Source organism: Sulfitobacter sp. TMED3 (genome assembly GCF_002167505.1).
GTDB classification, from domain to species: Bacteria; Pseudomonadota; Alphaproteobacteria; order Rhodobacterales; family Rhodobacteraceae; genus Sulfitobacter; species Sulfitobacter pontiacus.
In genome coordinates this window covers 18,444-33,996 of sequence record NZ_NHBI01000072.1, presented here as the reverse complement: position 1 = coordinate 33,996, position 15,553 = coordinate 18,444, and the positions used below count along the sequence as shown (strand labels likewise).

Sequence of the window (15,553 nt, the reverse complement as noted above, 5' to 3'; positions counted from 1 at the left end):
TGTTCGGGGACATGGGCAAAAAGCTGCAAGACGGGGCCACCGGCGGGCGCTACATCCGCAAGACGCCGACCTCGATGGCGCAGCGGCGCGCGCTTGGGGCCTTTGGCCTGCTGCAAGACGGTCAAGCTGCCGAGACGCAAACCGCCCTCGCCCCGCAACAGGCGGCAGAGATGGTCAAGGCGGTTGCCTATTTCCTGGGGGCCGATGCCGTGGGCGTCAGCCGATGCCCCGATTGGGCGTGGTACAGCCACGACGCCACCGGCACCGCGATCGACCCGCCCCATGATCAGGCGATCAGCCTCGTGATCGATCAGGGTTTCGACACGATGGAGGGGGCCTCGGGCGATGACTGGATCAGCGTGGCGCAATCCATGCGCGCCTATCTGCGGTTCAGCCTTGTGGGCGGCGTGCTGGCGCAGTTGATCCGCAATCTGGGGTATCCGGCCAAGGCGCATACGGTGATGGATGGCGATGTGCTGCAACCCCCGCTGCTGCTGCTGTCGGGCTTGGGCGAGGTCAGCCGCATCGGCGAAGTCATCCTGAACCCCTATCTCGGCCCCCGTCTGAAATCGGGTGCGGTGACGACCATCCTGCCGATGACCCATGACAAGCCGATCGACTTCGGCCTGCAGAAATTCTGCGAAAGCTGCCAGAAATGCGCGCGGGAATGTCCCTCGGGGGCGATCACGGCGGGGCCGAAGCTGATGTTCAACGGCTACGAAATCTGGAAATCCGACAGCCAGAAATGCGCCACCTACCGGATCACGACCGAAGGCGGTGCCATGTGCGGGCGCTGCATGAAGACCTGCCCCTGGAACCTTGAGGGGATCTTGGCCGACAGCGTGTGGCGCTGGACCGCGATGAAGCTGCCCGCCACCGCACCAGCGCTGGCCAAGCTCGACGATCTGCTGGACCGTGGCGACATCAACCCCGTCAAGAAATGGTGGTGGGATCTGGAGGTGCAGGACGACGGCGGCTACCGCCCCACGGACAAGCCGGTGAACACCCGCGGTCTGCAAAAAGACCTGAAGCTGCGCGCGCAGGACCAGACGCTGGCCGTCTACCCTGCGCCGCTTGCCCCGCATCCCTACCCCTACCCTGACCCGATGGACCGCGAGGCCGGCATCCGCGCCTATGGCGCGATGATCCCCGCCGACACGCACCGCGCGCGTGTCGCAAGCGGAGACACGCAAGGGCTGGTCCCTGCGCTCAAGCCCTTGGCGGATAGTCCGGTATTGCCGCTGACCGTCACCCGCGCCGATGTGCTGAGCAACGGCATCACGCGCTATGAACTGCGCGACCCTGACGGAGCGGATTTGCCCGCGTGGCAGGCAGGCGCGCATCTGGATGTGGTGATCGCGCCCGAATACCTGCGCCAGTATTCCATGTGCGGCGATCCCACAGACCGGTCGCGCTATGTGATTGCCGTCCAGCGCGAGGATCAGGGGCGCGGCGGCAGCGCCCTGATGCACCGTATCTTCACGCGGGGGCGCAAGATTTTCGCCGCCCGCCCGATCAACCATTTCCCCCTGACCGAAGATGCCCCCTTCAGCGTGTTGATGGGCGGTGGCATCGGTATCACCCCGATGATCGCCATGGCGCACCGCCTGCACCATTTGGGCCGCGACTTCGCGCTGCATTACTCTGCCCGCACCGCCGCTGATCTGGCCTTTGCGGCAGAGATCGCTGCCGCCCCTTGGGCCGCCCATGCCGTGCTGCACGTCAGCGATCAGGGCAGTCGGGCAGAGTTTGACACGATCCTGTCAGGCCATCCTGCGGGCAGTCACGCCTACGCCTGCGGCACCCCCGCCTATATGGAGGCCGCGATGACCGCCGCCGCCCGCGCGGGCTTTGCCGAGGATCAGTGTCACATCGAATATTTCGCCGTCCCCGAAGCCCCCCCGCGNGAGAACCACAGCTTTACGGTCCATCTGGCCAAGACCGGCAAAGACATCCACGTGCCCGCCGACCGTAACCTGTCTGATATGCTGACAGAGGCAGGCGTGCCCGTGGATGTGAAATGCGCCGACGGGATCTGCGGGGTTTGCGCTTGCGGGCTGGTCGANGGNGACGCCGATCACCGCGATTATGTGCTGTCACAGGCNCAGCGTGAAACCACGTTGATCACCTGCCAGTCNCGNGCGGCGGCAGCGGGNGGGCATCTGGTGCTGGACCTGTGAAAACCTAGNGTTCAGCACATCGGTAAAGTCAGGGCGGGTATGCGAAAACTGCGCTTGCAATACCCCCTGCCTTTCTGTCTACGGGCGCCACCGCAACCGACCGCAGGCTGGACCGATCATGACAGAACCCAACGGCGCTTCGATCACGTTCGAGAACGTGGGCAAAGCCTATTCCAAATCCGGCGGCACGACTGTCACGGCGCTTGAAGGCGTCTCTTTGGCGATGGAGCCGGGTTCAATCACCGGCATCATCGGACGNTCGGGGGCTGGCAAATCGACGCTGCTGCGCATGGTCAACGGGATTGANCGNCCNACNNCGGGCNCGGTTCTNGTGGGCGGACAGAATGTGGGGGCTGCAAAAGGGTCCAAGCTGCGTGCGATCCGCCGCGATGTGGGGATGATCTTTCAGCACTTTAACCTGCTNGCCTCGCGCANNGTGGCGGGCAACATCGCCCTNCCNCTGGAAATCGCCGGTGTGCCGTCATCGCAAATCAAACCCCGCGTGGCCGACCTGATCGAACGGGTCGGNCTNAGCGCGCACGCCACACGCTATCCGGCAGAGCTGTCGGGCGGGCAAAAGCAGCGCGTCGGCATCGCGCGGGCACTGGCCACCGGCCCCAAAGTGCTGCTGTCGGACGAGGCGACATCCGCGCTGGACCCTGAAACGACGCAAACGGTGCTGTCGCTGCTCAAGGACATCAACCGNGANCTGGGGCTGACCATCCTGCTGATCACCCACGAGATGGCCGTGGTCCGTGACATCGCGAGCCACGTCGCCGTGATCGACGGNGGCCGCATCGTCGAACATGGCGAGACCTACGATATCTTCACCGCGCCTCGGCATGCGACCACGCGGTCTTTCCTGTCGGGGGTGACCGGCGTCACCCTGCCCGCTTTNGTCAAGGATCGTCTGGTCCCAAACGCCCCCNCGCAGGGCGGCGAAGAGGTGATCCGCGTGACCTTTGCGGGCCAGCACGCCACCGACCCGATGCTGGCCCGGCTGACGCAGGGCATGGGCATTCCGGTCAATATCCTTGCCGGNGCGGTCGAGGAAATCGGCACCCGCCCCTTCGGCAANCTGCTGGTNTCGCTGCCTGTGGTCAAGGCCGCAGAGGCGCGTTCATTTTTGGAAAGCCACGGGCTTATGACGGAGGTGCTTGGCTATGTCGGCTAACCTTATCAACCTATTGATCGAGGCCACGGGCCAGACGCTTTANATGGTCGCCATCTCGGCGCTGCTGGGGACGCTGNTTGGCCTGCCCTTGGGGCTGTTTCTGGCGACCTCGCAACGCGGCGAGCTGCTGTCGGCCCCGTGGNTCAACAAGGTGCTCGGGCTGGTGGTCAATGCCACGCGGTCGGTACCGTTCATNATTCTGGTGGTCGCGATCATCCCCTTCACGCGGATGGTTGCNGGCACGTCGATCGGCACGACAGCCGCGATTGTGCCATTGACGATTGCCACCGTGCCCTTCATCGCGCGNCTGGTGGAAAACGCGATCCGCGAGGTTGANTCCGGCCTGATCGAGGCGGCGCGCGCNATGGGCGCGACCCCGTTGCAGATCATCCGCAAGGTGCTGCTGCCCGAAGCGCTGCCCGGTATCACNCTTGGCCTNACNCTCGCCATNGTNAGCCTGATCGGCTATTCCGCCATGGTNGGNGCCGTGGGCGGCGAAGGNNTGGGCGATCTGGGCATTCGNTATGGGTATCAACGGTTTATGCCCGANGTTATGGCNGTTGTCGTGATCATCCTCATCGTCTTGGTGCAGCTTGTGCAATCGATCGGCGAACGCATCGCAGCCGCTGTCGACAAACGCGCCACCAAAAGCGGCGGGCAATAGCGCCCGTCTCCTCCTCCCAATTTCGTTTCCCAGTTAAAGGAGCATATACATGCTACGCATTGCGACCCTGACCTCTACCCTCGCGCTTATGGCGACATCGCTGATGGCCGAGCAGATCAAAGTCGGCGTTTCCCCCGGCGAGCACGCCGAGATCATGGAAGAGGTCGCCCGTGTGGCCGAACCNATGGGCCTTGAGATCGACGTTGTCGAATTCNCTGATTATGTGGTGCCGAACCAGGCGCTGGCCGATGGCGACATCGAGGCGAACTCCTTCCAGCACGTGCCTTACCTTGANGCACAGATGAAAGACCGCGGCTTTGCGCTGGCGGTTGTGGGCAACACGATCACCACGCCGATGGGCATCTATTCGGACAAGATCACCGATATCGCCGCGCTNGAAGAAGGCGCGACCTTTGGCATCCCGAACGACCCCACCAANGGCGGGCGCGCGTTGCTGGTGCTGCAACAGCTTGGCATGATCAAGGTCGANCCNGCTGCGGGTCTGGTNCCCACCGTTCTGGACATCACCGAGAACCCCAAAGACCTGTCGTTCAAAGAACTCGACGCGGCGCAGCTGCCCCGTTCGCTGGCCGATCTGGANGCGGCGCTGATCAACACCAANTACGCCATCGCCTCGGGNCTTAGCCCCAANGANGATTCCATCGCGATGGAAAGCGCCGACAACCCCTATGTGAACGTGATCGTTGTGCAAGAGGGCAAGGAAGACGCGCCTTGGGTCAAGACCCTGCTAGAGGCGTATCACTCGGACGAGATCAAAGCCTTCATCGACGAAAGCTACCACGGGACCGTCATCACTTCGTGGTAAAATGACGCGCCGGATACCGCCAATGACNNGGCGGTATCCGGTCTNTTGGGCCGCGCCCCTNTGGTCAGACCGGCACACGCAGAACGCCCGCGGCGGGCAGTTCGACACCGTGNCAGGCAACNTCTGCATCTGAATAATTGAACCAGAACCGTTCGCCCCCCGTCGTGCGGGTACGTACCCCTTCGGGCATCGGCAGCACGTCGATCCCTGCCTCGCCGCACAGCCCGCTGACAAATCGGTCGAGCGTGTCCTCATCCAGCCAGCCCCCCANATAGATCTGCTGCCCGTCGCGCATGGCGACCGGCTCTGCGTCTGTGGTCTGCAAGATCACCTTTGCCGTGCCGTCCAGCACATCACGGTAGCGGATCACTTTCCCACCGCCCTCCAGCGGTACGGAGATGTCATGCCGCAGGCTTTCGACCTGCGTGACCGTCACGTCCAACCCGTCGATTGCGGGGGGNAGCGGCACNGGGATNGCCATCTCGGACGTGCGCGCGCCGCTGCGAGGGCCATAGACGACCGTCGCCGNGCTGCGCGCCAGCGCCTGNTTCAGANCGTCCGNCATGTGCATCACCCCCGGNGCCATCACCAGCCCGTAGCCGTCAAAATCGCGGCAGGTGGCGGGCAGGATATCNACCGACANCCCCTGACGCCGCAGCGCCTTGTAGGTGTGAANGACCAACCCGAAATAGCTTAGATCCGCNCCATGGGGCTGGGTNGCCCATGCGAAATCCGCGTCATANTCGAACAGCAGNGCGACCGGTGCCTGCGCGGGNTGCACGTCCGGAGCCTTGGCCATCTCTGCGCCGACCTGCCGGNCCTCCGCCATCGCGAAGGCGTCNGCACTGTCGGGNCGNAGCAAGCCNGCGTGCAGTTGCTCTTGGGCGAAAGGGNCCTGTCGCCAGCGGAAATAGCACACCGCTTCGGCCCCNTGNGCNAAGGCCTCCCATGTCCACAGACGCACCATACCGGCCAGTGGCACAGGGTTGTGCGGGGCCCAGTTNACCGGCCCNGGCTGCTGTTCCATCACCCACCAGCGNCCCTTGCCCACGGCGCGGTAAAGATCGTGGTGGAACGCCTGAAAGTCAGGGTCGCCCTGCCGCGCATAGCGGTGCTGCTGCGCCGCATCCGCGCCCACCCGATCCTCGAGAAAGCCCAGCGGGTAGCTGTCCCATGTGGCGATATCAAGATTTTCACCCACCGCGAAATGNTCAAAGTCNGTGATCCGGCCCATGTANTTATGGCTCACGGGGGCGGCGCTGTGCTGGCGGATCACGTCAAGCTGANGCCGGTTGAATGCCACNACCTGATCCGAGCTGAACCGCCGGAACGCCAGACGATGCGCAGGGTTGGCTTCGGTCACGGTCAGGTTGGGCGGGTCGATGTCGTCGAAACTGTCGTAGTCCATCGACCAGAANGTATTCCCCCACGCGGCATTCAGCGCGGCGGGGGTACCGTAGCGTTGTGCCAGCCAGCCCCGAAAGGCATGGGCNGCCGCATCACTATACGAGATCACCGTGTCGTGGCAGCCGTATTCATTGTCGATCTGCCACGCGGCCACATGGGGGTTCGCGCCATAGCGTTTGGCCATCAACGTGGCAATCGTGACGCATTCCTGCTGATAACCCTCGTGGCTGAAACAGTAGTGCCTGCGCGACCCGAACTTGCGCGGACGCCCTTCAATATCCACGGCAAGCATGTCGGGGTGGCGTTTCAGCATCCAGCGGGGCGGGGTNGCNGTGGGGGTGCCCAGCACAACCCGCAGACCGGCAGCCCCTAGAACCTCGATCGCGCGGTCCAGCCACGCCCAGTCATACTGGCCGGGTTGCGGTTCTAGTTTGCTCCATGAAAACTCGCCGATGCGCACCNATGTCAGGCCCGCNTCNNCCATGCGGCGGGCGTCGGCTTCCCACATCTCTTCGGGCCATTGTTCAGGGTAATAGCAAGTCCCTAGGGTTCGTTTCATCACGCCTCACAAAATTATCCGGTGTTCCCGCTGGCCTCGCACNTCCGATGCAAGCTGGAAGGTCTGGCCATCCTCCGCCCCGTCGCGGCCCTGCGCGGCTGAGGTGACAAAGAGCGTCCGCAGATCCGGACCGCCAAAGGCCGGACAGGTGGCCTGCGCTGCGGGNATATCAACGGTCTGCAACAAGGTGCCATCGGGGCTGTAGCGGGCGACCTGNCCGGCCCCCCATTGCGCGTTCCACAAGCAGCCGTCGCTGTCGACAACCGCGCCGTCGGGGTTACGCTTGTCTTTCTTGAGATCGACAAACACCTCTGGCGGGGCCGAGGGCCAGCCGTCTGCGGCATCAAGGGGCACGCGCATGATCTGGCGCGTGGGCGTGTCAGTGAAATAGGCAAATCGTCGATCGGGCGAAAAGCAGATCGCGTTCGAAATGGTAATCTCCGCGAAAAGCTGTCGCAGCGCGCCTTTATAGTAGCGGTAGATCGCCCCCGCCCCCCGCTCTGCGTTGAAGCCCATTGTCCCGATCCAGAAACCGCCCCACGGNTCGGCGCGCCCGTCGTTGGATCGGGTCAGGGGCTGATCCGCCTCAAGNGGCACGACGAGGGAACGCTCCNCTCCGTTNAGGTCGAACCGCCACAGCGCGGTTTCGGACGCGACAAGCAGGGTATCCCTATCGATCCACCCGGCNGCAGAGACGCATTCGTCAAANTNCCACGACAGCGTTTTGTCGCCCTGCCGCGACATCANGGTTTTGCCGAGGATGTCGAACCAGAACANCTGGCCACGTTCGGGATGCCACAGCGGCCCTTCGCCCAACGCGCACGTCCGCGCATCAAAGAGTGTGGCGNTCAAGAGAGAGCCGCCTTGTCATAAGCGCTTACCGCCGCGCGCGCGCTTTGNGCNACATCAGCCGCGCTTTGCCCCGGTTTATACAGGCTGGACCCAAGGCCAAAGCCCGTCNCCCCTGCCGCAAGCCATTCCGCNAAATTCGACGGNCCGACGCCGCCAACCGCATAGGTTTCGGTCTGCGCCGGAAGCACCGCCCTGATCGCCTTGAGCCCTTCGACCCCCAGCAGGAACGACGGAAACAGCTTGAGCCCATCGGCCCCCGCCTTAAGCGCGGCAAAACATTCCGTGGGCGTCATCACACCGGGATAGGACATCATGCCCGCCGCCTTGCTTGCCGTGATAACAGANGGNTCCGCATTCGGAGAGACAATCATCCGCCCCCCCACAGCCGCCACCGCNGCGACGTTTTCAACGTCCAACACCGTGCCCGCGCCGATCAACGCGTCNGCCCCATAGGTTTGGGCCATCGTTTCGATGGATTTCAGCGGTTCTGGCGANTTCAGCGGCACCTCGANNCGGGTGATGCCTGCGTCGATCAAGGCNGCGCAGATGTCGGCGGCCTCATGCGGCTGGATGCCACGCAGAATNGCGATGATATTGCGGCTCATACAAGGGCCCCTTTCANTGAACGATAGGCAGAGGTCAGGCCCGCCAGCGTCAGNCCCGTGTTATCCAGTGTNTCGGCCTGCACACTCTGTGCGGNCAATGCGCACCGGTAATGCGCNGCGACGCTGTCTGCGCCCAGAATGGCGACATGGCGGCCCAGCCAATAGGGGCGCGTGCCGGCCAGCTCTANCCCCACAAGCAGCCCTGANAGNCNCGCCCGCGCCGNNCCTGCNGNTGTGCCCTGCAACAGCCCCNCTGCACGCAAACCGAACAGTCTGGAGGCGAAGCTTTGCGGGCTGTCCATCGCCTGCNTGACNCCGTCGATAAAGCTGTCCTCGTCCCACTCTGCCGTGGTGACCGAATGGCGCAGGACCGANTGGNTGGCCAGCAGCGCGAAGATCTCGCCGGTCATGCAGGTCTGGAAGCTCACGATCTCGCCCGCACTGATATGGACCCATTTGGTGTGGGTGCCGGGCAGACAGAGGATGCCGTCAAACGCCGGCTGACTGTGCAGCACCCCTGCGATCTGGGTTTCCTCGCCGCGCATCACGTCAGGAGCAGCCATCTGTTTCACGCCGGGCAAGATGTGGACCGCGATCCGCGGGTCATGGGATTGTACCGCAACTGCCGCCCGCGCATCCGGGGGCGCGCAGGGCGTGGCGACGTAGGCGGCCTCGCGCCAGCCTTCGCGGGCGCCCACCATNCCCGCGCAGATCACNGGGGTCACATGGTCCGGATCTAGGTAGGGGNCTATCAANGAAANCAAGGCNGGTTCGAACCCGTCCTGCGTCAGCCCCGCCATCCCCTTGTCAGACCTGTCAGAGGCAAAAGGCTTGCCATCGGCCCCCATCATCCAGACCCGCAGGTTTGACGTGCCCCAATCGACAGCGATCCATTCAGCGTAGTGTTGCACGGTATCCCTTCCTATCCGGTGACCACAACGCCGCCATCGACGGCCATCAACTGCCCCGTCATCATGCGGCTGGAGGCAGAGGATAAAAACAGCACCGCATCCACGATGTCTTGCGGCTTCAACGTATCCTTAAGGCATTGCCGGTCAATATGCGCCGCCAGTGCTTCGGGCGTGACCCATTGTTCGATCTGCTTTTCCGTCAACACCCACCCCGGTGCCAGCGCGTTAAAGCGGATCTTGTCCGGCCCGAATTCCCGCGCCAGCGAACGGGTCATCCCGTTGATGCCGGCGTTGGCGGTNGTATAGGCAGGATAGCCCGCATTNCCCATCATATACGAGATCGAGCTCATGTTCACCACGGCCCCGCCGCCCGCGGCGCGCATCCCTGCNACCACGGCCTGACAGGCGAAGAAATAGGACTTGAGGTTGATCGCCTGCGACTGGTCCCAGAAGTCTTCGGTGACCTCTTCGGCGGTGTGGCGGGCATCATTGGCGGCGTTGTTCACCAGAACCGTGACCGGTCCATGCTCATCGGCGGCTGCGGCCAGACTGGACCGAAGTGCCGCGATATCCGAGATATCGCAGACCTGCGCAAAGGGGCGCTGGCCGTGTTTTTCTTCCATCTCNTTGCAAAACGCGGTGGCGTCGCTGCGCTGGACAAAGCTGACCTTGGCCCCCTGCGCCAGAAANCCGTCGGTCAGAAAGGCACCGATCCCCGCGCCGCCGCCGGTGATGAACACCGACCGGNCGCGCAGATCGGGGAATGTTGCGTTCAGGGTCATCAGTGGCTCTCCCGTGTGACGGGGCGGGTGTCTTTACCCACCAGAAAATCAAGGTCCGCGCCTTTATCTGCCTGCAATACCGTCTCGGTATAGAGCTTGGCATAGCCGCGGTCGTATCGGGGCGGTTCGGGTACCCACACCGCGCGGCGCTCTGCCAGCACCTCGTCAGAGACAAGCACGTCCAATGTGCCCTGCGCCACCGACAGCCGGATACGGTCGCCGGTCTGTACCAGCCCCAGATTGCCGCCTGCGTTGGATTCAGGGCTGACGTGCAGGATCACNGTGCCATAGGCGGTGCCGGACATACGCGCGTCGGACACGCGGACCATGTCGCGCACACCTTCTTTGACCAGACGCGCGGGGATCGGCATATTGCCGACTTCGGGCATACCGGGGTANCCCTTTGGGCCGCAGCCCTTGAGCACAAGAACCGTATCCGCGGTCACCGGCAGATCCTCGCGGTCGATATTGGCTTTCATATCCTCGATATTCTCGAAGACATATGCCTCGCCCTCGTGTTCCAGCAATGNGTCCGTCGCCGCCGAGGGTTTCACGATCGCCCCGTTGGGCGCGATATTGCCGCGCAGCACCTTTAACCCGGCCGCAGGGCGCAGCGGATTATCCAGCGGGCGGATCACATCCTCGTTGTAGCATTCAGCCCCTTCGGCNTAGGCAAGGATATCCCCGCCCATGACGGTCTGCGCGGGCCGCAGCTTGTCGCGCAGATGGGACAGCACCACGGGCATCCCGCCCGCATAGCAGAAATCCTCCATCAGATATTTACCCGAGGGCATGCAGTTGACCAGCAGCGGGATNTCCGNCCCAAGCTCGAAATCATCGAGCGTCAGGTCGATGCCGACGCGGCCCGCGATGGCCAGCAGATGGATCACGGCATTGGTCGACCCGCCGACAGCGGCATTGGCCAGAATGGCNTTCTCGATAGAGGCNCGGGTAACGACCTGNGACAGCTTGATATCNTCCTCGACCATCTCGACGATGCGCTTGCCGGTCAGATGCGCCAGCGCCATGCGGCGCGCATCAACGGCAGGCAGCGCGGCGTTGGTGGGCAGCGACATCCCCATCGCCTCTACCACGCTTGCCATCGTAGAGGCCGTGCCCATCGTCATACACACGCCCTTGGACCGGCTCATGCCGGATTCAGCGGCCATGAAATCCTGCAAGGTCATCTCGCCCGCGCGCACATCTTCCGAGAACTTCCACACATCCGTGCCAGAGCCGATGTCCTTGCCCTTCCACTTGCCGTTCAGCATCGGGCCGGAGCTGACAACGATCGTCGGCAGATCGACGCTTGCCGCGCCCATCAGCTGACCCGGCGTGGTCTTGTCACAGCCGCCCAGCAGAACCACNCCNTCGATACCATAGGCGCGNATGCTTTCTTCGACGTCCATNGCCAGCAGGTTGCGAAACAGCATGGCGGTCGGCTTCATCTGGGTCTCGCCAAGGCTCATCACCGGAAATTCGACCGGAAAGCCCCCTGCCTCCCACACGCCGCGCTTCACCCCTTCGGCCAGATCGCGCAGACCGGAATTGCACGGGGTCAGTTCGGACCATGTATTGCAGATACCGATAATGGGGCGGCCATCAAAGGCGTGATCGGGAAAGCCCTGATTTTTCATCCAGCTGCGGTGAATGAACCCGTCCCGATCATTCTTGCCGTACCAAGCGCGGTTGCGTTTCTCTTTTGTCATAGCCGTGTTCCTTCAATGACCCACATGCGTTCAGGGAACGACCATGGCAGGGTCACGCCATGGTTCATGAGGTACTGGCCCGACAGCACCAGATCGCGGGTCTTGAGCGCGGCATCGCCCCGTGACAGCGCGACCGCCTCGTCGCGGTTTGCCAGCGTGATCCGGTAGCGCGCCTGCGGGTCAAGTGCGGTCAGCAGCAGCGGGCGCGGTGAGATCTGGGCCGAAGTCGCGGCCTTGCCCGCGAACACCACGAAACGCNNNCCATCGGTGGCCTGTTGCTGCTCTGCGATCACCGNCGGATCAGCGCTGTCGAGCCGCAGGATATCCGCGGTGCGCATCCATCCGCGATTGTCCTTCCACCACTGCGTGACCTGTTTCAGCACATCGGTTTCGCGNGCGTCGAGCTCGCGCGGGTCCATCTCGAACCCCATGTGGCGCTGCGCGGCGACCCANGCGCGAAAGCTGATGTCCAGCGTGCGGCCAGAGGTGTGGCAGTGGCGTGGNCCGACATGGCTGCCGGTCACNGCAGCGGGCAGGAACAAGGCGGCGTCATGCTGGATGCGNANCCGTTCCAGCGCNTCGTTNCTATCNGACAGCCAGACCCGCTGGGTCCGCGCCATGATCCCGAAATCGATCCGTCCCCCACCCGACGCGCAGCTTTCAATCTCGACCAGCGGGAAATCGGCGCGTAACCGGTCCAGCAGCGCATAGACGCCCCGTGTCTGCGCCGCGTCGGNTGCGGGCAACACGCGNTTATGNTCCCATTTGATATAGTCGATGGCATTGTCGCGCAGCACCGTGGCGATACGGTCGTANAGCAGCTCTTGGACCTGCGGCAGCGCCATGTTCAGCACCAACTGCTGACGTCCCTCTATCTGGTCCTGCGGGCCCAGAATCCAATCGGGGTGGGCGCGGTAGAGGTCACTATCGCGCGAGATCATCTCGGGCTCGAACCAGAGGCCAAAATGCATCCCCAAGCCCTGAACATGGTNGATCAGCGGGGNCAGCCCCTTGGGGTATTTNCGCGGATCAATGATCCAGTCGCCCAGACTGCTNGTGTCGTCGTCGCGCTGTCCGAACCAGCCGTCATCCAGCACGAAACGCTCTGCCCCCAAAGCGGCAGCACGGTCGGCGATATCGGTCAGGACAGACCAGTCNTGNTCGAAATACACNGCTTCCCAACAGTTGTAATGNACGGGGCGCGGGGTGTCGGGCTTGGGCCATGTCACGATGCGGTCGCGCAGATGNCGCTGAAAGCTGACGGCACAGCCGTTCANGCCGGTGTCNGANTAGGTCAGGTAAAGCGGNGCCGTCTGGAACTGTGTCGCGGGGGCNTCATGGGTGCCAGCCGCATGGCCCCATTGCACCTGCCGCCGCCCGTCCGGAAGCTCTTCGGCGATCATCGTATGACCGCCCGACCAGCCATAATGGAACCCGTAGCATGTCCCTTGGGTGTTTGTGGTCCCNGTGGTCGGGATCAGCAGTCCGGGGAAGTGTTCGTGGCCCGTGCGGCCTGTGCGGTTGTCGCGCGCGTGAATACCTGCGTGCCACGGGGTGCGGTTCAACTGGAATTCACCGCACCACCGGCCCGAGANNTCGATCATCTCTGNGCTNANCTGCGGCGCGGGCATGACCGGCGCGGCAAGCCAGTGCAGGCGCACGGGCTGCGCGGCCTCCAGTGTCGTCTGGCAGGTGATCACGCCGGTTGCTGCATCAACCGCAAAGTCAAAGGTCAGCGTNAGCCCCTCGTCCGGTGCCGCGCAGACAAACCGCAGCCCTGCATCCTGCACCACGTTGCGCAGGTGAAACACCGGGCGCAGCGGCGTGCCATCGGCGCGCGCAACCGCGATCCCCGCCTGCCCCGGAAAGCTACGCCCGGCTTCGGGGCACAGCGACAGATCAGGGGTCTCGTCCAGCATGCCGCCGGTCACGTCGATGGCANGGGCGGCGCAGATCTCTTCNAGATTTTCGCCGTCGGGCAGCGGGCTGCCCCAATAGACCACCTGCGGCANGCGGTCGTGCNCAGAGGCCAGAACAAGCGTCTGGTGCCCGTCATCAAGGCGGTAGGTCTGTGTCATAACTCTCTACTTTACTGCGCCAAGTGTGAGACCGGCGATGAAGTGCTTTTGCATCAGAAAGAACATCGCGACCGGCGGAAAGGCGGCGACAATCGATCCCGCGCTCATCAGGTGATAGGCTGCGCGGAACTGCGAGTTGAATTCGGTGATGCCCGCGGTGACAGGTTGCGCGCTTGGCCCTTGGGTCAGCACGACGGCCCAGAAATAATCGTTCCAGATGAAGGTAAAGACCAATACCGCCAGCGCAGCCAGCGCGGGCTTCATCAGCGGCAGCACGACAAAGAAGAAGATGCGCCATTCGGCCACGCCCTCGACGCGGGCGGCCTCGATCAAGGGGAAGGGCAATGCGCGGATGAAGTTGCGCATGAAGAGCGTGCAAAAGCCCGTCTGGAACGCCACGTGAAACAGGACCANCCCCTGAATGCTGTCATACATCCCCAGCGATATGGTCAGGTCGCGCACGGGCACCATCAGGATCTGGAANGGGACAAAGTTCCCCGCGATAAACATGAAGAAGATCAGCAGGTTGCCCTTGAACTTNTAGATCCCCAAGGCGAACCCCGCCATGCTGGACAGCGCAATCGCCCCCAGCACCGTGGGCAGCGTGATAAAGACCGAGTTCATCAGGTAACGCGGCATATTGCTTTCAAAAAAGACCTTGCCATAGTTCGTTAGCCCCTCGAAGCTGGACGGCCATCCCCAGTAGTTCCCGGCGGCAAAATCCGACCCCGGCTTGATAGAGAACAGCGCCACCGCGATCAGCGGCAAGAGCCACAGGATCAGCGCGACGGGCAGCAACGTCTGATAGGTCAGCTGGCGGCTGCGCGATTGTTTGGCGATCGGTGTAGGGAACATCAGCGAGCCTCCCGCTCTTCGCGCCACATGGCATAGAGGAAATAGGCGATGAACCCGAGCATGATGAGGAACAGGATCACCGCGATGGCAGAGCCGTAGCCCATGCGGAAGCCGAACTCCGACAGNGCTTCTTCGAACATGTAGAACGACAGCACGCGGGTCGATCCGAAGGGGCCGCCGTTGGTCATGACGCTGATCAGGTCAAACGACCGCAGCGCGCCGATGATGGTGACGACAAAGGCGATGAACGTCGCGGGCTTGAGCTGGGGCAGGATAATGTACCACAGCATCTTGCGCCCCTTGGCCCCGTCCAGTCGCGCGGCCTCGATCTGTTCGGGGTCCACCGCATTCAGACCCGTTAGATAAAGGATCATGCAATAGGCCGTCTGCGGCCACAGCCCCGCCGCGATGATCCCGTAGGTTGCCGTAGACGGGTCGCCCAGGATATTCACCGGCCCTGCCCCGAAAATCGCCAGCATCGCGTTCAGCAGCCCTTCGCGTGGCAGGTAGAACCACGAGAACACCAGNCCGACGACCACCTGAGAAATGACAAAAGGAAAGAAGAACAACGACTTGTAGATACGGATACCNNGCACGGTCTGGTTCAGGAACAAGGCGATGAACAGCCCCGCGGGCACGGCCAGCAAATACAGCACCAGCCATTTGAGGTTGTTCCAGAACGANATCTCGAACTTGCGGTCCATNTTCTGGTCGCCGATCCCCAGCAACCTTTCATAGTTCGCGGTGCCGACAAAGGTCTTCTCCCCCAGTCCGTCCCACTGNTAGAAACTGATCGCNACGCTTTGGCCGATGGGAATGATCACATAGACCGCAAAGAACAGCATCGCCGGCAGCAGGAAAAGCCACGGCGTCAGCGCGATCTCGTTGCGTTTGTACCAACTGCGCGCGGGGGGCGGTGTTGTTGCTGCCATGCCGTGGTCTCCGGTAAAT

13 protein-coding genes are annotated in these 15,553 nt (G+C 63.1%); 4 read left to right on the top strand and 9 right to left on the bottom strand.

Translation table 11 applies throughout. The features are described 5' to 3' along the window. From CBB63_RS16340 to CBB63_RS16325, 4 genes are all read left to right on the top strand, one after another. Positions 1 to 2,180 (top strand): 4Fe-4S double cluster binding domain-containing protein (locus CBB63_RS16340; RefSeq protein ID WP_286699917.1); only part of this gene is annotated, 2,180 nt, incomplete at its 5' end. A gap of 118 nt (positions 2,181 to 2,298) precedes the next feature. After that, positions 2,299 to 3,354 (top strand): methionine ABC transporter ATP-binding protein, encoded by a 1,056-nt coding sequence (locus tag CBB63_RS16335; RefSeq protein WP_286699916.1) that lies wholly within the window; start codon positions 2,299 to 2,301, stop codon positions 3,352 to 3,354. Continuing rightward, complete coding sequence (locus CBB63_RS16330) at positions 3,344 to 4,018, top strand: methionine ABC transporter permease (RefSeq protein ID WP_286699915.1); 675 nt, start codon at positions 3,344 to 3,346, stop codon at positions 4,016 to 4,018. Before CBB63_RS16335 ends, CBB63_RS16330 begins: the two co-directional genes overlap by 11 nt. A gap of 49 nt (positions 4,019 to 4,067) precedes the next feature. Next, positions 4,068 to 4,844: a MetQ/NlpA family ABC transporter substrate-binding protein gene (locus CBB63_RS16325; protein ID WP_286699914.1), complete on the top strand. Its 777-nt coding sequence runs from the start codon at positions 4,068 to 4,070 to the stop codon at positions 4,842 to 4,844. Between the two features lie 64 nt (positions 4,845 to 4,908). On the opposite strand, the gene CBB63_RS16320 is transcribed toward CBB63_RS16325, so the two are convergent. From CBB63_RS16320 to CBB63_RS16280, 9 genes are all read right to left on the bottom strand, one after another. Further along, positions 4,909 to 6,810: a beta-galactosidase gene (locus CBB63_RS16320; RefSeq protein ID WP_286699913.1), complete on the bottom strand. Its 1,902-nt coding sequence runs from the start codon at positions 6,808 to 6,810 to the stop codon at positions 4,909 to 4,911. A 6-nt stretch (positions 6,811 to 6,816) separates the two neighbouring features. Further along, positions 6,817 to 7,662, bottom strand: a complete 846-nt coding sequence (locus CBB63_RS16315; protein ID WP_286699912.1) for an SMP-30/gluconolactonase/LRE family protein — start codon at positions 7,660 to 7,662, stop codon at positions 6,817 to 6,819. Next, complete coding sequence (locus tag CBB63_RS16310) at positions 7,659 to 8,267, bottom strand: 2-dehydro-3-deoxy-6-phosphogalactonate aldolase (RefSeq protein ID WP_286699911.1); 609 nt, start codon at positions 8,265 to 8,267, stop codon at positions 7,659 to 7,661. The genes CBB63_RS16315 and CBB63_RS16310 overlap by 4 nt, the downstream gene beginning before the upstream one ends. Beyond that, a complete protein-coding gene (locus tag CBB63_RS16305; RefSeq protein WP_286699910.1) occupies positions 8,264 to 9,178 on the bottom strand; it encodes a 2-dehydro-3-deoxygalactonokinase in 915 nt (304 codons plus the stop codon). The genes CBB63_RS16310 and CBB63_RS16305 overlap by 4 nt, the downstream gene beginning before the upstream one ends. An 11-nt stretch (positions 9,179 to 9,189) precedes the next feature. Continuing rightward, the gene (locus CBB63_RS16300) at positions 9,190 to 9,960 is read right to left on the bottom strand and encodes an SDR family NAD(P)-dependent oxidoreductase (RefSeq protein ID WP_286699909.1); all 771 of its coding nucleotides are present in this window, start codon (positions 9,958 to 9,960) and stop codon (positions 9,190 to 9,192) included. Then, positions 9,960 to 11,669, bottom strand: a complete 1,710-nt coding sequence (locus CBB63_RS16295; protein WP_286699908.1) for an IlvD/Edd family dehydratase — start codon at positions 11,667 to 11,669, stop codon at positions 9,960 to 9,962. Before CBB63_RS16295 ends, CBB63_RS16300 begins: the two co-directional genes overlap by 1 nt. Next, entirely contained in the window at positions 11,666 to 13,747 is a 2,082-nt protein-coding gene (locus tag CBB63_RS16290; RefSeq protein ID WP_286699907.1) for an alpha-galactosidase, read from the bottom strand. The genes CBB63_RS16295 and CBB63_RS16290 overlap by 4 nt, the downstream gene beginning before the upstream one ends. 6 nt (positions 13,748 to 13,753) lie before the next feature. Continuing rightward, positions 13,754 to 14,602 carry a carbohydrate ABC transporter permease gene (locus CBB63_RS16285; protein ID WP_286699906.1) on the bottom strand — a complete coding sequence of 283 codons (849 nt, stop codon included), beginning with the start codon at positions 14,600 to 14,602 and terminating at the stop codon, positions 13,754 to 13,756. Then, on the bottom strand, positions 14,602 to 15,534 hold the full coding sequence (locus tag CBB63_RS16280; protein ID WP_286699905.1) for a carbohydrate ABC transporter permease: 933 nt from the start codon (positions 15,532 to 15,534) through the stop codon (positions 14,602 to 14,604). The genes CBB63_RS16285 and CBB63_RS16280 overlap by 1 nt, the downstream gene beginning before the upstream one ends. Positions 15,535 to 15,553: the final 19 nt, after the last annotated feature.